A 19,487-nucleotide genomic window follows, 5' to 3' on the forward strand; every position below is an offset into this window, starting at 1 on the left:
CAAGCAGAGTGGAACGCGATCAAATTAGCATGATGGCGAGAGATCTAATTAGGACCAGGCGAAAAGCGTTCCGCGTCGGTCCGCTCCCGGCAGATCTGATAAATCGCGTCTTGGGCACTGAGTTAGAGATTGCGGATGTGTGGGTTAGCAAGGCTTGTCATGCCCATATCGCTGACGACCATCCCGACGACTATCCTGTTATTATGGCGAATTTGATCGATATTCTCCGATCACCAACATACGCCGGACAAGACGCTCACAATGGAGGCGGCTTCTATCTCGTCAAAAAGATAGACGTGGACGTAGACGGGCGTGAATTCGCGCTCGTTGCGATCGCCTTGGAGCTGAGTCAGCATGGGACTTACAACGTCAAGAGTGCCTATACCATCAAGCAGCAGGACGTTGATTCTCGCCGCCTCAAGGGCGCATTGAAAGTGCTCTTCTGACTACCAAATAATTGGGGGAGCGCGGTGGCTCCCCCAAGGTCTCTGCAATGCTAGCGCGTTGCCAACCGCGATCTCTCGACTCAAGGCCTCTACTCTGGTTTCCCAAAGTGCGTGGGGTGGCGGTTCCCACCTCTATGCATTGCAAATCACATACTGTATCGAATAGGTAAACTTTGCGTCACCATGTCGTCTCAGTTTCCGATCTCCAAATGCGAGTTTTATGAGTAGACTTCAAGTCCAACATCAGGTATGTGACATGTCACATACCTGATGTTGGACTTGATGGCTAAACACTGAGTCTCGGTGTGAAAATCGACCAAAATCGCAAAATATAGGAAAAATCCTATTTAGGTTGCGCGAACTCTCGGCACCCCCCGCCTACCCAGCACCAGTTCCGTAACCGCCCAGACCAGCGCATCGGCGCGGTCCGGCGATCGGCCTGGCCCCTGATAGGCCCCGCCGGCCATCAGCCCGCAGAGCTGGTCTTCCAGCTTGGGGAATGTCCCTAGGTGGCGCACCCGGCCGACTTCGTAGAGTGCGGCGACGGGCTCGGCGCGGGCGGTTTTGCCATGCCGAGCGTGGACCAGCTTGAGCGGCAGCGCCACATCCGCGGCGCGCAGCACGGCGGCGACCATATCGCCGCCCTGGTTGGCTTCGGCCACCACGCGTTCGGCTTCCCAGCTCTGGGCTGCCTGCGCGACGCGGCGGGCCCAGCTTTCCGGGCTGGGCCGCTCGATCGAGCAATCGGCCAGTACCCGGACCAGGCCGTCTTCATACAGCGCGCAGACCACGATCCCGCAGGCATCGCCCGCCGCCGAAGCCGGCGGATCGACCCCGATCACGGTGCGGATCGGGGTGCCGGGGCCAGCCGCATCGCGGCAATGCTCCAGCAAGGCGCGGGTCCACAGCGCGCCTTCGATATCGTCCAGCAGTTCGCCATAAAGCTCTTGCCGGCCCAGCGCGGTCCGGCCGAATTCGCGCTTCATCGCCCTGATGAAGCGCGGCGGCAGGTTGGCGCCGTTGTCGATGGTCCGGCCGCGGGTTTGCTCCGCTTCGGGGTGATCGATCAGCCGCGTCAGCAGCGGCACCGCGCGCGGCGTGGTGGTGGCCACCACCTGCGGGCGTTCGCCCAGCCGCAGGCCCAGCAGCAGGTTGTCCCAGGCGCTCAGCGCCTTGCCGCCCGCACCATCCCATTTGGCGATTTCGTCGCACCAGGCATGGCTGTGCTGCGGGCCGCGCAGCGATTCCGGTTCGCCCGCCGAATAGAGCGTGGCGCGCGCGCCATTGGGCCATTGCAGCTGGCGCTTCGACGGCTCGTACTTGGGGCGCTTGCCGCGCGGGGCAATCGCCAGCAGGCCGCTTTCGCCTTCGACCATCACCGCGCGGGCCTCGCCCAGCGAAGCGCCGACCAGCGCAATGCGGACCTGCGGATCGCTTTCGGCCAGCGCGCGGACCCATTCGGCCCCGGCCCGGGTCTTGCCAAAGCCGCGACCGGCCAGGATCAGCCAGATCAGCCAGTCACCTTCGGGCGCAAGCTGACCGTCGTGGGCGAACAGCTGCCAGCTGTGCCGCAAGGGCCGGCGCTGGGATTCGCTCAGGCGTTCGAACATTTCCCGGCGCTCGACCGGTTCAAGGGCGAGCAGCGCCTTGAGGCGCTTCCTGGTCCGTTCGTTCATCGGCCTGCTTCACCCGCGTCGTCATCTTCGAGGGCATTGGCCGCCGCGCGCTGGCGCATCTGCTCAAGCATCGAATCCAGCGCTTCAAGCGCTTCCTGCTCGCTGCATTCCTCGTCGCGGGCCAGATCCTGCGCCCGGGCCTGACGGTGCAGGGTCAGCAGGCGGATGGCGCTGGCCACGTCCATCTTGTGTTCGGGGCTGGGGTTCCTGAGGTAGGCCAGCACATCCATCTCAAGGTTCTTGTACCCTTCGATCAGCGCCGCATCCCACGCTGCAGCAAACAGCGGGTCGTGCTTGCGGGTGCGATAGGCCCGGCTGGGAATGGTCCCGGCGTGCCGCGCCGAAGCCGAGATATTCGACGTTTCGATCAGGTGTTCCAGGAAATAGACCCGCCAATGGCCGGTGCCGGGATTGTCTCCTTCCTCACGGGCGCGCTTGACCATGCGCACCTTGGGCTTCTGCCTGGCGGTGCGCGTCTTGCGGGCACGCGGCGATGGGTTCGGCGCCTTGGGCTCCGTGGTCATGGGCATGCTCCTGCAGGGTGGTTCGCAAGCCGGTGCGCCGGGGGCGGCGAATCGGTCTATCGCGATGTTCCTGATTTGTGCCATAATAGCGTGACGATGTCAAGCACAAAGAACCAATATGGTTCATAGCGCCTGCACGGTTTGCGCACTTGCGGTGCCCAAGGCGGCTCTCTAAGCAGGCCGCAGCCGGAATTGTGAGGCAAAGGGACGCGAATGCTGCGCAAATTGTACGATTGGACCATGGCGAAGGCAGTGCATCCGCATGCCGAATGGTGGCTGGCGCTGTTTGCCTTTGTCGAGGCCAGCTTCTTTCCGATCCCGCCGCACCCCTTGCTGGGGATCATGTGCCTGGCCGAACCGAAGAAGGCGATCCGCTTTGCGATGATCGCTACCTTGGGCTCGGTCGCGGGCGGGCTCCTGGGCTATGCGATCGGCTGGGGGCTTTACGATACGCTGGGTACGCAGATCCTGGCCTGGCTGGGGCTGACCGAAAGTTTCCCCAAGGCGGCCTGCTATCTCAACGAATACGGCTTCTGGATCTTCGTTGCCAAGGGCGCGACGCCGATCCCGTTCAAGCTGCTGACCATCACCGCCGGGTTCATCGGCATGGACATGGTGCGCTTCATCCTGGGCTCGATCGTTTCGCGTTCGATCAGCTTCCTGATCGTGGGGATCCTGTTCCGCCTGTTTGGCGCCCCGATCAAGGCCTTCATCGACAAGTACCTGGGTCTGGCGACTGCCGGGTTCGTGGCGTTCGTGCTGGCCGGGTTCGCGGCGATCAGCCTGCTGGGCGGCGGATCGGGTGCAGCCGGGCACAAGTGCGATGCGGTGACCAGCGTCGAGGCACTGCGGTGAGCGCGGCGGTCAAGCTTTACCATTGCCGCGATGCCCGCTCGTTCCGGGTGCTCTGGGCGCTGGAGGAACTGGGCCTGCCCTATGACCTGGAAGTGATGCCCTTTCCGCCGCGCTTCAGGGTTGATGGCTACAAAGGGCTCAACCCCTTGGGGACCGTGCCGGCCTGTCTGGTCGATGGCGTGCTGATGACCGAAAGCGCGGCGATCCCGCATGTCCTGGCGACCCGGTTTGGCCCCAGCGATCTGGCGGTGGCGCCGGATGAACCGGGCTATATGGCCTATATGAACTTCCTGCTGATGGGCGAGGCGACGCTGACCTTCCCGCAGACCATCCATCTGCGCTACACCCGCTTCGAGCCGCCAGAGCGCCGCAACGAGCAGGCGGCGGCTGACTATGCCTATTGGTTCGGATCGCGGCTGCGCGGGGCGGAAAGCCTGATCGAGGGACCCTATGCCTGCGCCGGACGGTTCACCATGGCCGATATCTCGCTGGGTTATGCGGTGATGCTGGCCCAGGCGATCGGGCTGGAGGAACAGCTGACCCCGGGGATGGTCGCCTATTTCGACGCGCTCAGCGCCCGCGACGGGTTCCGGCGCGCCAAGGCGGCGCAGGGCGCGGGCAGTTTTACCGACTGACCGGCACCGTATAGTTCAGCCCCAGCCGCCCGCCATCGGGGTAGATTGTCTGCCCGGTGATGTAGGAGCTTTCACCGCTGGCCAGAAACACCGCAACCGCTGCCACCTCTTCCGGTTCACCGCAGCGACCGAGCGGGGTGCGGCTGAGGATCCGCTCCTCCGCCTCGCGGTTGTTCATGATGCCTTGCAGCATCTCGGTCATGATCGAACCGGGGCCGATCGCGTTGACGCGGATGCCTTTTGCGGCAAGTGCCAATGCGGTTACATTGGTCAGCTGCTTGAGTGCGCCTTTGGATACCGCGTAGGGGATCTGGTTGGGGATCGCGAGCAGCGCGTTGACACTGCTCATGTTGATAACCGCGCTGCCCGGACCCATCAGCCTTGCCGCCGCCTGCGTTCCCCACAGCGCGGCCTTCAGATTGATCGCCATCACCCGGTCAAAGTCGTCCTCCGCCAGCTGATCCAGTTCGGCCGCATGGGTGATCCCGGCGTTGTTGACCAGCACGTCAAGGCCCTGCCAACGCTCGGCCACCCGGGCGAAAATCCGCTCGATCTCGGCCTTTTTGGCCAGATCGGCAACCAGTCCCTCCTGGCCCAGCGCCGCCGCGGTTTCGGCCAGCTTGCCCGCCTCGCAATCGACCAGCAGCACCTCCGCACCCTCGGCCACGAAGGCTGCGGCAATCGCCTTGCCGATCCCTTGCGCCGCGCCGGTCACCACCGCGCGCTTGCCCGGCAGGCGCAGGCTCATTTGTGCTTGCCAGCCCGCGCTTCGGCCTCTGCCACGGCCCGTTCGGCAATCGGGCGCATCACCGCATAACCGGCCTTGTTGGGATGAACGCCATCGGGGGCATACTGCTGCGGAAGCGCGCCGCCCGGGCCGACCAGCGCGGCATAATAGTTGGCATAGACCAGGCCTTCGGTCTCGGCATAGTCACGCAGCCAGGCATTGAGGGTCGCCACCCACGGAGCCGGCCGGTGCTGCGGCGCCCAATTGAAGTGGTCGGTTGGCAGGATCGACCCGATCACCACTTCAATGCCATTGGCCCGCGCCAGGGCGACCATCGCGCGGATCGCGTTGCGATAGGCCTCGGGCGTCGTTGGCCCGGTGTTGCCTGCCACATCGTTGGTGCCGACCATGATGTGCACCACTTTCGGCCGCAGCGCCACCACGTCCTGCCAGAAGCGGACCAGCAGCTGCGGCGAGGTCTGCCCCGAAAGTCCGCGATCCAGGAACCCGTGGGCAAACATGTCCGGATCAGCGGCAAGCCAGCCTTCTGTGATCGAATCCCCGATGAACACCGCGCGCGGCGGATTGGCGCGATCGACCTTGGCGTTCTCGGCCTGATAGCGGCACAACCAGGCCCAGTCGTTCTGCAGCACCTTGGGGTCAAGCGCCCACAACCCGTCGCGGCTGGCCGGACAGGCATTGTCCATCATTCCGGCCGGAGGATAGGCGTTGGCGGGCGGCGCTATGGGTTCGTCAGCCATGGCGGGAACCGCTGATCCAGCCAGAACAAGCGCGGCGAGCGGCCACCTAGCCAAGGATCCCGGCCTTCGCGCCAGCTCGCTTGAACATGCCGATAATCGTCTGGACCTGTTCGGCGGTATGCTCGGCGCAGAGCGAACAACGCAGCAGCGTCATGTTGGCAGGCGTTGCCGGCGGGCGGGCCAGGTTGACGTAGAGCCCTTCGTGCAGCAGCGCTTCCCACATCGCCGCACCGCGTTCCAGATCGGGCATGATCACCGAGATGATCGCCGATTGCGGCTCGTCGGTGCCAAGCTGGAAGCCCGCGTCCTTCAGCCCCTTGTGCAGCACCCGGCTGTTTTCCCACAGGTGCGCGCGCTTGTTGCCGGCGTGCATCAGCTTGCGGATCGAGGTGGCGGCGGTGTGGACCACGCTGGGCGGCAGGCTGGCAGTGAAGACATAGGGACGGCAGACCAGCCGCATGATCTCGAACTTGGGATGGTTCGAAACGCAGAAACCGCCAACCGTACCGACGCTCTTGGAGAAGGTGCCGATCACGAAATCGACCTGATCGAGCACGCCCTGTTCTTCGGCCACGCCGCGCCCGTTGGGGCCGATGAAGCCCATCGAATGCGCCTCATCGACCAGCACCATCGCGCCGTTTTCCTTGGCCACGCGGATCATTTCCTTGAGCGGGGCGATATCGCCCAGCATCGAATAGACGCCTTCGAGCACTACCAGCTTGCCCGCGCCTTCGGGGATCCGCTTGAGGCGCTTTTCCATTGCCTCGATATCGTTGTGCTTGAAGGGCACCACTTCGGCATCGCCCATCTTGCAGCCATCCCAGATCGAGGCGTGGCTGTCGATGTCGAGCACGATGTAATCGCCCTTGCCGGCGATCGTCGAGATGATCCCCAGGTTCGCCTGGTAGCCGGTGGAAAAGACCATCGCGTGGTCCATTCCGTAGAATTCCTTGAGCGCATCTTCGACTGCGCGGTGACCGGCATAGGTGCCGTTAAGCACGCGGCTGCCGGTGGTGCCCGATCCGAACTCGTCCAGCGCCTGCTTGCCCGCCGCGATCACATCGGGATCGAAGGTCATTCCCATGTAGTTGTAGGTGCCCAAGAGGATCGTCTCACGCCCGTTGCACACCGCAACGGTGGGTGAGAGCACCTTTTCCATCACCAGCCCAAAGGGATCCTCGACCCCTGAAGCCAGCAGGTTGGCGCGCATTTCGATCAGCGGATCAAACTTGGAAAACAGGTCGGTCATGGTGTCTTTCAGTTCCTCTGCTAGCCGCAACCGGGGATTACCCCTGCAGCTTCACCACGGCGTCGATCAGCTGGCCGTAATTCTCGATTTCGGCCTGCTGGTTCATGCTGATGATGATGTCGAATTCGTCTTCAATCGCGGCGACGAAATCCATCACCGTCAGGCTGTCGAATTCCAGGTCTCCAGCAAAGGTGGTGGCATCGCTGATTGCCACACCCTTCTTGTTGAACGGTTCGATCAGCGCGGCGATTTTTTCGGCAGTAGCGGCGCGGTCCATGGTTTGTAGTGCTCCGATAAGTGGTTTGGCGGCGCTTTGGCCGATGAATGGGGCGGAAAAGGGGCGGGTGGTCAGGGACGATTATGGCCTGGCCCGTCCAGATAGTCGATAACTGCTGCAGTGACCTTGCGGCCGAATTCGGCGTTGAGCTTGTGGGGCATGTCAGCAATCCTGACTACTCGCACGTTTGCCGCAGGGGGCAAGGCTTCGATAACCCCGGTTCCGACAACATTGTCCGCCGATCCGTAGACTAGCAGTATCGGCACGTTACCCGCCTTTTTCAGGCGCTCACCCAGATCCTTGGACCGTTGTTCGGCCGGGAAGAACGATGTGAAAAGGTCGGTAGAGTAGACTTTCCGATATCCCGCAGTGCCGTTCGGCGCCGTGGGCATGATCCGCATCGTCTTTTGCCGGTCGTTGCGGTAACGCTCGCCGCGCTGCGCCGTGAAATTCCGGTCCGCCGCATCGGGCGTAAATGCCAACGGGGCAAGCAGCACTATTCGATCGGCACCGCCCGCCCCCGCCAGGCGATTTGCTTCCAGCGCCAAGGGACCACCCAGGCTTTCGCCGATCAGGACGACCTCGCTTTGCGGATTGCGACGGCGCAATTCGCGCAGCCACGCGGCGATTCGGGTCGTGCTGGCGGTAAAATTCTCGTTCGGGTAGAATGTGCCGTGTACTGTCCCTTCGTATGCCGGGGTCACCAGTACGTCGCCTGGCCGGATCAGGTCCAGAACATGGCCATCGCTCTGATCCGGACCAATGCTTGCCCCGGGTCCGCCGATTATCCGCAGGAAGATCCGCGAGTGTGCAGCAAAGTCCGGCTTGCCCTTTGCGCTGACAACGATCACCTGCTGTGGAGCCGGGGCGAGCCCGGAACGGCTCAACCACACGGTAAAGCCTGGCGCGACATCATCCCAGACCCAGCAACGCTCCTTAGGATCGTTCAAATAGAGCAGTGAAGCCTTGAAGGAGGTGAGACGGTTCTGAAATGTCGGTGCGCAGAGCGACACACCGGTTTGCAGTTCAGCCACGGATTGGGCAGAGGTCGAGGCCGGGGTGGGCGCAGCGCCCAGCACCGCCGCAAGTCCGGCAAGACCCAACTTTCCCAGCCGTCCGGGTGTACGCTGCTGTTTCATGCAGCGGCCTTCTCCACCAACCCTTTCACGGCCGCCATGAACGGGCCAATCGAGACCGGCTTGGCCAGATACCCTTCGGCCCCCGCATCCCTGATCCGCTCTTCGTCGCCCTTGCCCGCGTAGGCGGTGACCGCAAGCACCGGAATCTGGCGCAAGGTGGCATCCTTCTTAGCCGCCTCGATCAGGTCGAGCCCCGAGATGTTGGGCAGCTGGATGTCCATGATGATCAGATTGGGCACGAAGCTGCGCGCCTTGTCGAGCGCCTCGAGGCCATCGGCGCAAGGCTCCACCGCATAGCCCTGGCTCTTCAGCACGTCGCAGAACAGCTTGCGGTTGAGGTCGTTGTCCTCGACAACCAGGATGCGCTTTGCCATGAGCGCTGCCCTACGCCCTCCTGCGGAGACTGACAATTCTGCGCGATCCCCAATCCCCGGCCCACGATCCTGCCATGCTGGCGCTGGGTGCGCTGGGCTGGGTGCTGGGCGATGGCCCGCGTGCCGAACGGTTCCTGGCGCTAACCGGGCTTTCCCCCGATGATCTGCGTGAGCGGCTGGCCGATCCGGCGCTGCAGGCGGCCGTGCTCGATTTTCTGTGCGCGCATGAGCCCGACCTGCTTGCCGCCGCCGACAGCCTGGGCGTAGAAGCCGCCGATCTGGCCGCAGCGCGTGAGACCCTGATCCGATGAGTAAACCCCTGATCATCAGCGACTGCGACGAAGTGCTGCTGCACATGATCGTGCCGTTCGGCCAATGGCTGGAAGAGACGCAGCCGGTCTCGTTCAAGCTGATCGGCAACGATTTCGGCAAGGCGATCCGCGACAAGGTGAGCGGCGAGCCGGTGCCGCCCGAGGAAATCTGGCGACTGCTGGGGCTGTTCTTCGATAACGAGATGCACCGCCAGACCCCGATCGCCGGGGCGGTTGAGGCGATCAACGCACTCAAGGATCATGCCGATGTGGTGATCCTGACCAACCTGACCGACCGCCATAACGAGCCGCGCCGCCAGCAATTGCTGGCCCACGGGATCGATTTCCCGGTCTTTACCAACCAGGGCCCAAAGGGCCCGGCGCTGCAGGCAATCCTGGACCGGTACCAGCCTTCGCATGCGGTGTTCATCGACGATCTGGCCCAGCACCACGGTTCGGCGATGGAACACGTACCCCATATTGACCGGCTGCACCTGTGCGGCGAACCGACGCTGGCTCCGCACATCACCTGCGGATTCGAGGCTGGCCATGCCCATGCCCGGATCGACACCTGGGAGCACGCCTTGCCGTGGCTGCTGTCCCGTCTTGAGGAGAAAGCATGAGCATCGAAGCCAGACTTGCCGAACTGGGGATCGTCCTGCCCGAAGCCGCCGCGCCGGTCGCGGCCTATGTTCCGGTAGTGGTGGCGGGCGGCCTGGCCCACGTTTCGGGGCAGGTCTCGTTCGTCGATGGCGCGCTGTTCAAGGGGCGGCTGGGTGAAGACGTTTCGCTGGAGCAGGGGATCGCGGCCGCGCGCGGCTGCGGACTGATGATCCTGGCCCAATTGAAGGCCGCGCTGGGTTCGCTCGACCGGGTCGAACGGGTGGTCAAACTGGGCTGCTTCGTCAATTCGAGCGCGCACTTCACCGACCAACCCAAGGTTGCCAATGGCGCTTCGGAACTGATGGTCGCGGTTTTCGGCGATGCCGGCAAGCATGCCCGGGCCGCAGTTGGCGTACCCAGCCTGCCGCTGGGCGTCGCGGTTGAAGTGGATGCAATCGTTGCTGTTCGCGCTGATTGATCGCTGGCGCGTTCCGCCGCCCGATCCGGCCCGGATCGCCTGGCTGGGACAGCAGGCCTATGCCCACCGCGGGCTGCATGAGCCCGGTGTTCCGGAAAATTCGCTCTCGGCTTTCCATGCGGCGATTGCCCGGGGGATGGGGATCGAATGCGATGTCCAGCGGTCAAGCGATGGCCAGGCGATGGTCTTCCACGATTTCGACCTCGATCGGCTGACTGCCGAAAATGGACCCTTGGGCGATCGCAGCGAGGCCGCGCTGGCCACGATCGCCCTGACCGGGAGCGATGACACCATTCCATCGCTGCGCACCATGCTGGCCGAAGTGGCTGGCAAGGCCCCGATCCTGATCGAGATAAAGTCGCGCCGGGGCAGTTTTCGCCATGCCGGGGCGCTGTGCATGGCGGTGCGGCGCACGCTGGAAGGCTATCAGGGGCAGGTTGCAGTGATGAGTTTTGACCCCAGGGTCAGCGACTGGTTTGCGCGGCGCTCACCGCTGACGCTGCGCGGCCTGGTGGTGACCGAAGAGAATGCCAAGACCCTGCCCGGCAGGATCAGGCGCAGGCTGAGCCTGTGGAAGGCCCGGCCGCAGTTTCTGGCCTATGACATCCGCGATCTGCCCAGCCGGTTCGCGGCGCGGCAGCGCAAGCGCGGACTGCCGGTGCTGACCTGGACGGTGCGCAGCGCCGAACATCGTGAGCGTGCCGCCGAACATGCCGACGCGCCGATTGCCGAAGGCGCCGGGGTGGCGTGATCGAGGCCCGCGTTGGCACTTCGGTGGGCGAGCTTCCTGCGGATCAGTGGGACGCGCTGGCCCAGGGTAATCCCTTCGTCAGCCACGCCTTTCTGACCGCGCTGGAACTCTCGGGGTCGGTCGGGCCCGGCACCGGCTGGTCACCCGCGCCGATCACCATTGCCGATGCCGCAGGGCAACTGGTCGGGGCCTTGCCAGCCTATCTCAAGGCGCACAGCCAGGGCGAATATGTCTTCGACCATGCCTGGGCTAATGCCTGGCACCGCGCTGGTGGAAGCTATTACCCCAAGCTGCAGATTGCAGCGCCTTTTACCCCCGCGAGCGGACCGCGACTGTTGCTGGCCGATCCTGCGCTGGCCATGCCGTTGCTGCGTGCAGCAGAGCAAGTCTGCGCGGACAACAACCTCTCCTCCGCCCATGCCACTTTCATCGCGGCTGATCAGGTACCGCTGTTCGAACGCGCCGGGTGGTTGCTGCGCAGTGATATCCAGTTCCACTGGGAAAACCGGGGCTATGGTTCGTTCGACGACTTCCTTGGTGCTCTATCGTCGCGCAAGCGCAAGGAAATCCGCAAGGAACGCGCCGCGGCCCAGCATGGCGTGGAAATCCGCTCGTTGAGCGGGGCTGAGTTGCGAGAAGATCACTGGGATGCCTTCTGGGCCTTCTACCAGGATACCGGATCGCGCAAATGGGGCCAGCCCTACCTGACCCGCAAGGCTTTCAGCCTGTTCGGTGAGCGGATGGCGGATCAGGTGCTGCTGGTTCTGGCTCTTATCGAGGGCAGTCCAGTTGCCGGTGCGCTCAACTTCATTGGGCCGGATGCGCTATACGGCCGCTATTGGGGGGCCGTGATCGACAAGCCCTTCCTGCATTTCGAACTGTGCTATTATCAGGCGATCGATGCGGCGATCCGGCTGGGGCTGAAGCGGGTTGAAGCCGGTGCGCAGGGTGGGCACAAGCTGGCGCGGGGCTATGAACCGGTGGAAACCCTGTCCGCTCACTGGATTGCCCACCCCGGTTTCCGTGAGGCGGTGGCGGACTTTCTTGAGCGCGAGCGGGCCGGCGTTGCCGCTGACCGACTTTATCTGGGTGAACGGTCGCCTTTTCGAAAATAGGGGAGCGAGGCGATGGGTGAGCAGGTCTTCGTGACGGGCGGCAGCGGCTACATCGGTCGCAACCTGATCCGGCGATTGGTGGCCGATGGCCACAAGGTAGTGGCTCTGGCCCGCAGCTCGGCTTCGGCGGCCAAGGTGGAAAGCCTGGGTGCGCAGTCGGTGATTGGCGATATCATGGACGCTGCCAGCCTCGAGCACGGCATGCAGGGCTGCACCTGGCTGGTTCACGCAGCCGCCGATACCGGACATGGCGCCTTCGAGGCGAGCCAGCATCACACAAACCTGAAGGGCACGACCAATGTCTTCACCGCGGCGCGGGCGGCAGGGGTGGGCCGCGGAGTCCACATCAGCACCGAAGCCGTGCTGCTGAGCGGCGCGCCGCTGGTCAATGCCGATGAGAAGACCCCGATTCCGCGCCGCCATGCCGGGTCTTATTCGGCCAGCAAGGCTGCTGCCGAAGCAGCGGCATTGGCGCTCAATTGCGCGCAATGCCAGATCGTGGTGGTACGCCCGCGCTTTGTCTGGGGGCGCGACGATACTACGGCGTTGCCACAACTGGCGGCGGCGGCCGGCAGCGGCAAGCTGGTCTGGATCGGTGGCGGTCACTATCGCACCTCGACCGCGCATATCGACAATGTGGTAGAGGGGGTGGTGCTGGCGTTACGCAAGGGGCGCGGCGGAGAGGTCTACTTCATCACCGACGGCGAACCGTTGGAATTCCGTGCCTTCGTTTCGGCATTGCTGGGCAAGGCCGGTGTGGCCATGCCCGAGAAGTCGGTCCCGCGCTGGCTGGTCGCGGCCATGGCGCGGCTTGGCGACGCGCTGGCGCAGCTGAGTGGCGGGAAGCTGCACGGTCCGATCGGAGGCCAGGAATATGGCACGGTCGGGGTTGAGGTTACTCTCGACATTGCCAAGGCGCAGCAAGAGCTAGGCTATGCGCCGGTCATTGACCAGGTGGCCGGGCTGGCAACTGTCCAGCCCTGGAACGGCTGAGTTCAGGCCGCCTTGCGAACCGAGGCGGCGATCCATTCACGGGCGCGGCGCTGGGCTTCGGCGATCTCGCGGGCGGTCATTTCCTCGGAAATGTCGGCGCGGCACATCTGGGCTTCGGCATGGCCGTTGACGGCAGCCAGGTTGAACCACTTGTGCGCCTCGATCAGGTCGCAATCGACACCGTGGCTGCCGGTCGAATAGGCGACCCCCAGGTCGTAATAGGCACTGACATCGCCCTGCGCGGCAGCGGCCAGGCAGCTGGCAACCAGCAGGTCTTCGGCGTTTACATCGGCAATGGTAACCTTGCCGGTATCGATCCAGACAGCGTTCATCTCTCTAACCCCCTGTTTTGGCGAGGCTTGTGTCCCGCCGACAGGCTGAAATTTCCCGAACATGGTCAACAAAAGGTTAACGCGAGGCGTAAAAAATTCCTGATTGCAGTCAGGCAGTCTGCCGCACCCTTGTTTCAGTGACATGAAATCGCCGTTCATCTCGGCCTAATGTGGATCAAACTAGTGCGCCCGGCGATTGGCGCTTGTGCGGGATTCTACGGGAGCCTATAGGCCCGCTCGACCGGCGCCGATGGCTATCGGGAATACCCGAGGCCGGCAGGAATCGCTGTCCGGCTGGTTTAGTTTGGAGAGTATATGGCGACGGTTCTCGGTGATGAGATTGACGTCCTGGCCAAGGCCAAGCGGGCGATCGCGGGTGACTATGCCCCCAGCGATTCCGAACCCTATATGAGCGAACCGCAGCTGGACTATTATCGCCGGTTGCTGCTTGAATGGAAGAAGCTGATCCTTTCGGCAGCGCAGGATACGCTGCAGTCGTTGCAGGACGGCCCGATCCGCGAACCCGACCTTAACGATCGCGCCTCGAGCGAGACCGACTGGGGGATCGAACTGCGCACCCGCGATCGTCAGCGCAAGCTGATTGCCAAGATCGATTCCGCGCTGCGCCGGATCGAGGAAGGCGAATACGGCTATTGCGAGGTGACCGGCGAACCGATCGGGCTGGGGCGGCTTTCGGCCCGCCCGATTGCTACAATGACGGTCGAAGCGCAGGAAGCGCATGAGCGCCGCGAAAAGATTTCTCGCGACGATTGAGCCGCTTAGCTGCGTTAACCGGTTTTTTGCCGTTACGGTTTAGCTTTCGGCCACGCTGGACTCGGTAAATCCGGGCTCCAAGCAGTTCGCGGGAGTTAAACGAGCAGCAATGACTGGCACCGAGCATCGGCAGATCGCGCGCGACAGCCTGTTCGTCATGGCTGATTTGCGGATCGATGGAATCGAAGGCGAACATCGGATTCGCGTTCGCAATCTTTCCTCTGGCGGAATGATGGCCGAGGGCGTGTTCAACGTCCAGCGCGGTCAGGTTGCCTGGATCAACCTGCGCAACATCGGCTGGGTCGAAGGCTCGATCGCCTGGGTTGAAGGCACGCGGTTCGGCATTGCCTTCCGCGAAGACATTGATCCGCGCGTAGCCCGGGCCCCACTTCCTGGCGGCGAGAATACTCCGCGCTATGTCCGTCCGCCGCTGGGCGCGGTCGAACCGGGCGCGCTGCGGAAGATCTGACGGCGGGCATTGGCACCCACGGCCCAATTCCGTTAGGGTGATCGGCACAATGTTGCCGCGCCGCCTTGCCTCGCTTGCGATTGCACCCCTAGCATTGATGCTATCCGGCTGCCTGGGCGATGATGATCGTCCGGTGCGGGTGCTGGTGATCGGCGATCCGGGCTCGACCTTTGTCGGTGGAGCGCGATTGCCGCTGGCGGCCCAGACTTTGCGCGCGGCAGCGGTCGAAGGGCTGGTCGGGTTCGATCAGCAGGGCCGGGTGGCTCCGGCCCTGGCCGACCGCTGGATCATTACCGACGACGGCCTCAGTTTCATCTTTCGCCTGCGTGATGGCACCTGGCCGGGTGGAAGGCCGATTACCGCAGAAAGCGCGCGGGCTGCGCTGGTGGATGCTCTGGTCCAACAGCGCGGTCAGCCCTTGGGGGCAGATCTGGCCGTGATCGAAGAGGTCCGGGCCATGGCCGGGCGGGTGATCGAGATCCGACTCAAGCGGCAGATGCCCGATTTGTTGCAACTGCTGGCCCAGCCAGAGCTGGGCCTTTCGGTGGGTGGTCGCGGGGCCGGGCCGATGAAAAGCAAGCGCGCCAACGACAAGGACCTGGGACTGTCGGGGGTAATGCTGAGCCCGATCGCTCCGGAAGATCGCGGCCTTCCCCCCGAAGAGGACTGGAACGAACGGGCCCAGCGGGTCGAACTGGCAGCCTTGCCCGCGGCGAAGGCGATCAAGCTGTTCAATGCGGGTGAAGCCGAACTGGTCCTGGGCGGCTCGTTCGTCGACTATCCGCGACTGGGCGAGGCTGGCGTTTCGGGCGGGGCGATCCGGTTTGACCAGGTCGCCGGGCTGTTCGGACTGGCGGTGGTTCACGGCGACGGTTTTCTGGCCAAGGAAGAGAACCGCGAGGCAATCGCGATGGCGATCGACCGCGATGCGTTGATCGCCGCAGTCAACCTGAGCGGCTGGGTGGCGACCACCCGGGTGATCAATCCCGGGCTTGAAGGCGATAGTGGCGCAATCGGCGAGCGCTGGATCGGGCGCGGGATCGAGGATCGACGAACCACCGCCGCAGGTCGGGTGTCTCGCTACAAGTCGGGCAGAAGCGGGGCGGTGACGCTGCGCATCGCCTTGCCCTCCGGCCCGGGCTCGGACTTGCTGTTCAAGCGGCTGGGCGAGGATCTGAAAGCGATCGGGCTGGAAGTGCGCCGGGTTCCCATGGCCGCCGATGCCGATCTGCGGCTGGTGGACAGCGTTGCCCGCTATGCCCAGCCGGCCTGGTTCTTCAACCAGCTCAGCTGCGCCAACGCCCGCGCGCTGTGCAGTGCCAGCGCCGATACACTGTTCGCCAAGGCCCAGGCCGAACTCGATCCGGCCAAGCGGGTCGATCTGCTGGGCGATGCGGAAGCGCAGCTGACCGTCGCCAACAGCTATATTCCCTTCGGCGTACCGATCCGCTGGTCGCTGGTCAGCGGCGGGGTGACCGCCTTTGCGGTGAACCGCTGGGGGGTTCATCCCTTGATGCCGCTCGCCATGCTTCCCAAATAGGAGGTGCGGGCATCTTGTCCCGCGCTGGTTTGGGGTTGCAATGAACCAACAGGACAAGCCGCGGCGGATGCCGGCAGAGTTGCCGCTAGGCACCGATCCGCAATCGGTCCGCCGCCGGATCGAAGCCTTGGAGCGTCTGCTTGAGCGGCTGGTCGAAGTTCCGCTGGTCGGTCGCAAGGTCGGGCTCGATGCATTGCTGGGCCTGCTGCCGGTGGGCGGTGATGTGATTTCGGGTGCCATGGGCCTCTATCTGGTCTGGGAAGCGCGCAACCTTGGCCTGCCGCGCTGGCAGCTCTGGCGCATGGCCGGCAATGTCGGGATCGACACTCTGCTGGGGGCCGTGCCGGTGGCGGGCGATCTGTTCGACTTCGTCTATCGCTCGAACACCAGGAACCTGAAGATCCTGCGCAGGCACCTCGACAAGCACCATCCCGGCACCAAGGTGATCGAGGGATAAGCACGGTTCCAGGCGTCCAGTGGCCAGGGCGGCGGGCCTGCGGGTTCCGTTGCCTGCTCGATCGCGAGCAAATGCAACACAAAGCGACTCGCCGGATTCCCTGTGTTTACGAGAAATTAACCTTTCATCTTCATTGGTCATATGGTTAATGGCGGGCAATGACCCTTTCGGAAGGGTTATCGTCCAGGGAAACGGGGCAAAAGGGGACTACCCATGCGCGTGTTGCTGATCGAAGACGAGCCGACCACGGCCCGGGCTATCGAACTGATGCTTACTACCGAGGGCTTCAATGTCTATTCGACCGACCTCGGCGAAGAAGGCTTGGATCTCGGCAAGCTCTACGATTACGACATTATCCTGCTCGATCTCAATCTGCCCGATATGCACGGGTACGACGTGCTGAAGAAGCTGCGCGTCGCCAAGGTGCAGACCCCGGTGCTGATCCTTTCGGGTATTTCGGAAATGGATTCGAAGGTCCGCAGCTTCGGCTTCGGCGCTGACGACTATGTGACCAAGCCGTTCCACCGTGAAGAGCTGGTCGCCCGCATCCACGCCGTGGTGCGCCGTTCCAAGGGCCATTCGCAGTCGGTCATCCGCACCGGCAAGCTGGCGGTCAACCTTGATGCCAAGACCGTCGAGGTCGATGGCGCCCGGGTTCACCTGACCGGCAAGGAATACGCGATGCTTGAGCTGCTTTCGCTGCGCAAGGGCACCACCTTGACCAAGGAAATGTTCCTCAACCACCTCTATGGCGGGATGGACGAACCCGAACTCAAGATCATCGACGTGTTCATCTGCAAGCTGCGCAAGAAACTGGCGCATGCCTGCGGCGGTGAAAACTACATCGAAACCGTCTGGGGCCGCGGCTATGTGCTGCGCGATCCGGGCGAGGAAATGCAGGCCGCCTGAGCCCGAATATCCGAATTCGTCACCAACCTGACGGCCCGCCCATTCCGGCGGGCCGTTTTGGTTTGGGCGCTGGACACAAATGCCCGTTCGAGAAATTGTGACCTTTGGCGATCTCCGCAGTCAACCTGTTGAAGCGGCAGTACTTTTGCCCGGCCCGATCAGCCCCTGTGTGACCTTTCGGTTTCACCGCGTCGCCCGCGGTTCAACTCACTCTGAGAAAGAACGGGCTGAACATAGCGCGCGGTGGCCATGTAGGAAAACTGCGCTCAGTTGATCCGGCGGTAATGGGTGGTCTCCAGCTTGGGAATGTTCTGGCCTGCCCAGACAATCGTTTCGGTCATCGTTTGCTGGTCCTTCGACACGGCATAGACCCGGGTCGAAACCGGTGCGCCGTTCTTGCCCAGGGTCATCACCAGCGTATTGGGCGCCGGCTGGCGCAACGAGGCGCTGTCGATGAAGGGCATGTTGCCCGAGATCGGCACCGGCACACCGTCCAGTGCGGCGGTCGATTCGGCGGACATGACCTTTCCATCAGGACCGACCATTTCGACGCGGGTGGTCCACTTCTGGTCCGGCGAAACGCGGAACGAAATAGTCATCTTGCTGGGCCGTTCGTCGGCGGGGATCTTCATGATGTCGAGCGACCAGCTGCCGACCAGCGGCGATAGCCTGGCCTGCGCGGTAGGCGCGTTTTGCGGGGCGGCCGCCGGTGGGGGCGGATTTCCGGACCAGGCCAGCAGTCCAGCTGCGGCGACGGCGGGGATTGCGAGAAGCATGATTGTCGTTCCTTTCAACCGCGTGCGCCCCGTACCAGGGGGCTGCTGCACGCTGTTGACCGGACCATCCCCGATCGAAAGGTCGATATTTTTGTCCCAGATTTTCTGGGCGTCCAGCAGTCGCGCCAGTTCGCGGCTGCTGCCAACGCCAGTCTTGCGGCGGGCATCGCGCAAGCGTTCATTGATCGAGGCCTCGGTGCGATCAAGCTGGGCGGCGATCGATTTGACCGTGTGCCCCGCTGCCAGCAGGCGCAGAACCTCAAGCTCCCGATCGGACAGCGCGGTGTAGGTGGAGGGGGGACGTTCCATCATCGACATGCCCTTTTGCTCATCACAAGCCCTGTCAGGCGTCCATCACAATTTTCTTGTGAAGCGGTGCTGCCTGCGGTTCCGCGCACAAGCTTGACCCGTGCTGGTCCGGCTGCCAGACGCTCCGCCCATGACCGCGCACAAATCCGGTGACCCGACCACACTAAACCGGCTCTATGGCCGCGCCAAGGGCAAGCCTTTGCGCCAGGGCCAGCAGGAACTGGTGGATCAGCTGCTGCCGCAGATCGCGGTTCCGGCCGAGGGGCCAGTGACCGCGCTGGGCCTGTTTGGGCAGGATTGCCCGCTCCATTTCGAAATCGGCTTTGGCGGCGGTGAGCATATGGCGGCACGGGCCGACATGCTGCCAAGCCACGGCTTCATCGGGGCCGAACCGTTCCTCAACGGGGTGGCGCAGGCGCTGGTTCACGTCTCGGGCGATCACGGCGCGCACCCGCCGCTGGGCAATGTTCGGATCCACCACGGCGATGCCCTCGATGTGCTTCAACGCATACCAGACGGTCACCTGAGCATGCTTTACCTGCTCCACCCCGACCCCTGGCCCAAGGCCCGCCATGCCAAGCGGCGGATGATGAACGACGGGCCGGTCGATCTGTTCGCGGCCAAGCTGAAGCCCGGCGGCGAATTCCGTTTCGGCACCGATCATGCAGTCTATGTCCGCCATGCCTTGATGGTGATGCGGCGTCACCGTCACCAGTTCGAGTGGCTGATCGACCAGCCGCAGGACTTTCAGCAGCGCCCCGGCGGCTGGCCCGAAACCCGCTATGAACACAAGGCGCGCACGGTCTACGGGCACGAGGTCTGGTATTTTCGCTGGAGGCGTATTTAAGGGTACCTCTAGCGTAGAATTACCGCGTTATTACAACAGGTTATCTACTCTACAGTTTTCGTCCCTTGGCGGCAATTTCCGCCCCGGTGATTACCCGGTGATTGCTGGGTGATTGCTGGACGCCGGGTCTGGAGGCGAAAAAATGGCGAGTGGAAAGATA

At 63.5% G+C, this 19,487-nt stretch carries 25 protein-coding genes; 15 read left to right on the plus strand and 10 right to left on the minus strand.

Annotated features, from left to right (window positions below; all coding sequences use genetic code 11):
- Positions 1-8 precede the first annotated feature (8 nt).
- Positions 9-446 carry a hypothetical protein gene (locus IT549_RS09925; protein ID WP_292972654.1) on the plus strand — a complete coding sequence of 146 codons (438 nt, stop codon included), beginning with the start codon at positions 9-11 and terminating at the stop codon, positions 444-446.
- 347 nt (positions 447-793) lie between these two features.
- On the opposite strand, the gene IT549_RS09930 is transcribed toward IT549_RS09925, so the two are convergent.
- Both IT549_RS09930 and IT549_RS09935 read right to left on the minus strand, forming a co-directional pair.
- Positions 794-2,122, minus strand: coding sequence for a terminase family protein (locus tag IT549_RS09930; RefSeq protein WP_292972657.1), 1,329 nt, complete (start codon positions 2,120-2,122; stop codon positions 794-796).
- The gene (locus tag IT549_RS09935; RefSeq protein WP_292972659.1) at positions 2,119-2,646 is read right to left on the minus strand and encodes a hypothetical protein; all 528 of its coding nucleotides are present in this window, start codon (positions 2,644-2,646) and stop codon (positions 2,119-2,121) included. The genes IT549_RS09930 and IT549_RS09935 overlap by 4 nt, the downstream gene beginning before the upstream one ends.
- 213 nt (positions 2,647-2,859) lie before the next feature.
- Between IT549_RS09935 and IT549_RS09940 the strand changes: the two genes are divergently transcribed.
- Positions 2,860-3,501, plus strand: coding sequence for a YqaA family protein (locus IT549_RS09940; RefSeq protein ID WP_292972661.1), 642 nt, complete (start codon positions 2,860-2,862; stop codon positions 3,499-3,501).
- Positions 3,498-4,136, plus strand: coding sequence for a glutathione S-transferase (locus IT549_RS09945; protein ID WP_292972663.1), 639 nt, complete (start codon positions 3,498-3,500; stop codon positions 4,134-4,136). Before IT549_RS09940 ends, IT549_RS09945 begins: the two co-directional genes overlap by 4 nt.
- Here the strand turns inward: IT549_RS09945 and IT549_RS09950 are convergent.
- The 6 genes from IT549_RS09950 to IT549_RS09975 all read right to left on the minus strand — a co-directional run bounded on the left by IT549_RS09950 (position 4,126) and on the right by IT549_RS09975 (position 8,663).
- A complete protein-coding gene (locus IT549_RS09950; protein ID WP_292972666.1) occupies positions 4,126-4,884 on the minus strand; it encodes an SDR family oxidoreductase in 759 nt (252 codons plus the stop codon). The genes IT549_RS09945 and IT549_RS09950 overlap by 11 nt on opposite strands.
- Positions 4,881-5,624 carry a GDSL-type esterase/lipase family protein gene (locus IT549_RS09955; RefSeq protein ID WP_292972669.1) on the minus strand — a complete coding sequence of 248 codons (744 nt, stop codon included), beginning with the start codon at positions 5,622-5,624 and terminating at the stop codon, positions 4,881-4,883. Before IT549_RS09955 ends, IT549_RS09950 begins: the two co-directional genes overlap by 4 nt.
- Before the next feature lie 46 nt (positions 5,625-5,670).
- Positions 5,671-6,873, minus strand: coding sequence for an aminotransferase class I/II-fold pyridoxal phosphate-dependent enzyme (locus IT549_RS09960; protein ID WP_292972672.1), 1,203 nt, complete (start codon positions 6,871-6,873; stop codon positions 5,671-5,673).
- Positions 6,874-6,910: 37 nt separating this feature from the next.
- Complete coding sequence (locus IT549_RS09965; RefSeq protein ID WP_292972675.1) at positions 6,911-7,150, minus strand: acyl carrier protein; 240 nt, start codon at positions 7,148-7,150, stop codon at positions 6,911-6,913.
- A gap of 71 nt (positions 7,151-7,221) precedes the next feature.
- Positions 7,222-8,289, minus strand: coding sequence for an alpha/beta hydrolase (locus IT549_RS09970; protein WP_292972677.1), 1,068 nt, complete (start codon positions 8,287-8,289; stop codon positions 7,222-7,224).
- Positions 8,286-8,663: a response regulator gene (locus IT549_RS09975; protein ID WP_292972680.1), complete on the minus strand. Its 378-nt coding sequence runs from the start codon at positions 8,661-8,663 to the stop codon at positions 8,286-8,288. The genes IT549_RS09970 and IT549_RS09975 overlap by 4 nt, the downstream gene beginning before the upstream one ends.
- Before the next feature lie 74 nt (positions 8,664-8,737).
- Between IT549_RS09975 and IT549_RS09980 the strand changes: the two genes are divergently transcribed.
- The 6 genes from IT549_RS09980 to IT549_RS10005 are packed head-to-tail and all read left to right on the plus strand — an operon-like array spanning position 8,738 to position 12,914.
- Positions 8,738-8,974, plus strand: a complete 237-nt coding sequence (locus IT549_RS09980) for a DUF3572 domain-containing protein (protein ID WP_292972683.1) — start codon at positions 8,738-8,740, stop codon at positions 8,972-8,974.
- Entirely contained in the window at positions 8,971-9,597 is a 627-nt protein-coding gene (locus tag IT549_RS09985; RefSeq protein WP_292972686.1) for an HAD family hydrolase, read from the plus strand. The genes IT549_RS09980 and IT549_RS09985 overlap by 4 nt, the downstream gene beginning before the upstream one ends.
- Positions 9,594-10,055, plus strand: a complete 462-nt coding sequence (locus IT549_RS09990; RefSeq protein WP_292972688.1) for a RidA family protein — start codon at positions 9,594-9,596, stop codon at positions 10,053-10,055. Before IT549_RS09985 ends, IT549_RS09990 begins: the two co-directional genes overlap by 4 nt.
- Entirely contained in the window at positions 10,027-10,806 is a 780-nt protein-coding gene (locus IT549_RS09995) for a glycerophosphodiester phosphodiesterase family protein (RefSeq protein WP_292972690.1), read from the plus strand. Before IT549_RS09990 ends, IT549_RS09995 begins: the two co-directional genes overlap by 29 nt.
- Positions 10,803-11,921, plus strand: a complete 1,119-nt coding sequence (locus IT549_RS10000; protein ID WP_292972692.1) for a GNAT family N-acetyltransferase — start codon at positions 10,803-10,805, stop codon at positions 11,919-11,921. Before IT549_RS09995 ends, IT549_RS10000 begins: the two co-directional genes overlap by 4 nt.
- Before the next feature lie 12 nt (positions 11,922-11,933).
- The gene (locus IT549_RS10005) at positions 11,934-12,914 is read left to right on the plus strand and encodes an NAD-dependent epimerase/dehydratase family protein (RefSeq protein ID WP_292972695.1); all 981 of its coding nucleotides are present in this window, start codon (positions 11,934-11,936) and stop codon (positions 12,912-12,914) included.
- A gap of 2 nt (positions 12,915-12,916) precedes the next feature.
- On the opposite strand, the gene IT549_RS10010 is transcribed toward IT549_RS10005, so the two are convergent.
- Entirely contained in the window at positions 12,917-13,246 is a 330-nt protein-coding gene (locus IT549_RS10010; RefSeq protein ID WP_292972697.1) for a hypothetical protein, read from the minus strand.
- 315 nt (positions 13,247-13,561) lie between these two features.
- On the opposite strand from IT549_RS10010, the gene dksA reads away from it, so the two are divergent.
- The 5 genes from dksA (at position 13,562) to ctrA (ending at position 17,395) form a co-directional block, all read left to right on the plus strand.
- Complete coding sequence (gene dksA / locus IT549_RS10015; RefSeq protein WP_292972699.1) at positions 13,562-14,020, plus strand: RNA polymerase-binding protein DksA; 459 nt, start codon at positions 13,562-13,564, stop codon at positions 14,018-14,020.
- A 109-nt stretch (positions 14,021-14,129) separates the two neighbouring features.
- On the plus strand, positions 14,130-14,489 hold the full coding sequence (locus IT549_RS10020; protein ID WP_292972701.1) for a PilZ domain-containing protein: 360 nt from the start codon (positions 14,130-14,132) through the stop codon (positions 14,487-14,489).
- Positions 14,490-14,586: 97 nt separating this feature from the next.
- Positions 14,587-16,029, plus strand: a complete 1,443-nt coding sequence (locus IT549_RS10025) for an ABC transporter substrate-binding protein (protein WP_292972703.1) — start codon at positions 14,587-14,589, stop codon at positions 16,027-16,029.
- 40 nt (positions 16,030-16,069) lie between these two features.
- Positions 16,070-16,486 carry a DUF4112 domain-containing protein gene (locus IT549_RS10030; protein ID WP_292972705.1) on the plus strand — a complete coding sequence of 139 codons (417 nt, stop codon included), beginning with the start codon at positions 16,070-16,072 and terminating at the stop codon, positions 16,484-16,486.
- Positions 16,487-16,699: 213 nt separating this feature from the next.
- Positions 16,700-17,395 (plus strand): response regulator transcription factor CtrA, encoded by a 696-nt coding sequence (ctrA, locus tag IT549_RS10035; protein WP_292972707.1) that lies wholly within the window; start codon positions 16,700-16,702, stop codon positions 17,393-17,395.
- 266 nt (positions 17,396-17,661) lie between these two features.
- On the opposite strand, the gene IT549_RS10040 is transcribed toward ctrA, so the two are convergent.
- Positions 17,662-18,483, minus strand: coding sequence for a helix-turn-helix transcriptional regulator (locus tag IT549_RS10040; protein WP_292972709.1), 822 nt, complete (start codon positions 18,481-18,483; stop codon positions 17,662-17,664).
- 127 nt (positions 18,484-18,610) lie between these two features.
- Here IT549_RS10040 and IT549_RS10045 point away from each other — a divergent pair, with 127 nt between their 5' ends.
- Positions 18,611-19,327 (plus strand): tRNA (guanine(46)-N(7))-methyltransferase TrmB, encoded by a 717-nt coding sequence (locus IT549_RS10045; RefSeq protein ID WP_292972711.1) that lies wholly within the window; start codon positions 18,611-18,613, stop codon positions 19,325-19,327.
- Positions 19,328-19,487 lie beyond the last annotated feature (160 nt).

It is taken from the genome of Novosphingobium sp., from assembly GCF_020852455.1.
Lineage (GTDB): Bacteria > Pseudomonadota > Alphaproteobacteria > Sphingomonadales > Sphingomonadaceae > Novosphingobium.

What these genes read in the sequence shown, in the direction of transcription:
- IT549_RS09930 (WP_292972657.1), bottom strand. Translation starts at nt 2,122, where the DNA reads ATGAACGAACGGACCAGGAAGCGCCTCAAGGCGCTGCTCGCCCTTGAA.
- IT549_RS09935 (WP_292972659.1), bottom strand. Translation starts at nt 2,646, where the DNA reads ATGACCACGGAGCCCAAGGCGCCGAACCCATCGCCGCGTGCCCGCAAG.
- IT549_RS09940 (WP_292972661.1), top strand. Translation starts at nt 2,860, where the DNA reads ATGCTGCGCAAATTGTACGATTGGACCATGGCGAAGGCAGTGCATCCG.
- IT549_RS09950 (WP_292972666.1), bottom strand. Translation starts at nt 4,884, where the DNA reads ATGAGCCTGCGCCTGCCGGGCAAGCGCGCGGTGGTGACCGGCGCGGCG.
- IT549_RS09955 (WP_292972669.1), bottom strand. Translation starts at nt 5,624, where the DNA reads ATGGCTGACGAACCCATAGCGCCGCCCGCCAACGCCTATCCTCCGGCC.
- IT549_RS09960 (WP_292972672.1), bottom strand. Translation starts at nt 6,873, where the DNA reads ATGACCGACCTGTTTTCCAAGTTTGATCCGCTGATCGAAATGCGCGCC.
- IT549_RS09965 (WP_292972675.1), bottom strand. Translation starts at nt 7,150, where the DNA reads ATGGACCGCGCCGCTACTGCCGAAAAAATCGCCGCGCTGATCGAACCG.
- IT549_RS09970 (WP_292972677.1), bottom strand. Translation starts at nt 8,289, where the DNA reads ATGAAACAGCAGCGTACACCCGGACGGCTGGGAAAGTTGGGTCTTGCC.
- IT549_RS09975 (WP_292972680.1), bottom strand. Translation starts at nt 8,663, where the DNA reads ATGGCAAAGCGCATCCTGGTTGTCGAGGACAACGACCTCAACCGCAAG.
- IT549_RS09980 (WP_292972683.1), top strand. Translation starts at nt 8,738, where the DNA reads ATGCTGGCGCTGGGTGCGCTGGGCTGGGTGCTGGGCGATGGCCCGCGT.
- IT549_RS09985 (WP_292972686.1), top strand. Translation starts at nt 8,971, where the DNA reads ATGAGTAAACCCCTGATCATCAGCGACTGCGACGAAGTGCTGCTGCAC.
- IT549_RS09990 (WP_292972688.1), top strand. Translation starts at nt 9,594, where the DNA reads ATGAGCATCGAAGCCAGACTTGCCGAACTGGGGATCGTCCTGCCCGAA.
- IT549_RS09995 (WP_292972690.1), top strand. Translation starts at nt 10,027, where the DNA reads ATGCAATCGTTGCTGTTCGCGCTGATTGATCGCTGGCGCGTTCCGCCG.
- IT549_RS10005 (WP_292972695.1), top strand. Translation starts at nt 11,934, where the DNA reads ATGGGTGAGCAGGTCTTCGTGACGGGCGGCAGCGGCTACATCGGTCGC.
- IT549_RS10010 (WP_292972697.1), bottom strand. Translation starts at nt 13,246, where the DNA reads ATGAACGCTGTCTGGATCGATACCGGCAAGGTTACCATTGCCGATGTA.
- dksA (WP_292972699.1), top strand. Translation starts at nt 13,562, where the DNA reads ATGGCGACGGTTCTCGGTGATGAGATTGACGTCCTGGCCAAGGCCAAG.
- IT549_RS10020 (WP_292972701.1), top strand. Translation starts at nt 14,130, where the DNA reads ATGACTGGCACCGAGCATCGGCAGATCGCGCGCGACAGCCTGTTCGTC.
- IT549_RS10025 (WP_292972703.1), top strand. Translation starts at nt 14,587, where the DNA reads ATGCTATCCGGCTGCCTGGGCGATGATGATCGTCCGGTGCGGGTGCTG.
- IT549_RS10030 (WP_292972705.1), top strand. Translation starts at nt 16,070, where the DNA reads ATGAACCAACAGGACAAGCCGCGGCGGATGCCGGCAGAGTTGCCGCTA.
- ctrA (WP_292972707.1), top strand. Translation starts at nt 16,700, where the DNA reads ATGCGCGTGTTGCTGATCGAAGACGAGCCGACCACGGCCCGGGCTATC.
- IT549_RS10040 (WP_292972709.1), bottom strand. Translation starts at nt 18,483, where the DNA reads ATGATGGAACGTCCCCCCTCCACCTACACCGCGCTGTCCGATCGGGAG.
- IT549_RS10045 (WP_292972711.1), top strand. Translation starts at nt 18,611, where the DNA reads ATGACCGCGCACAAATCCGGTGACCCGACCACACTAAACCGGCTCTAT.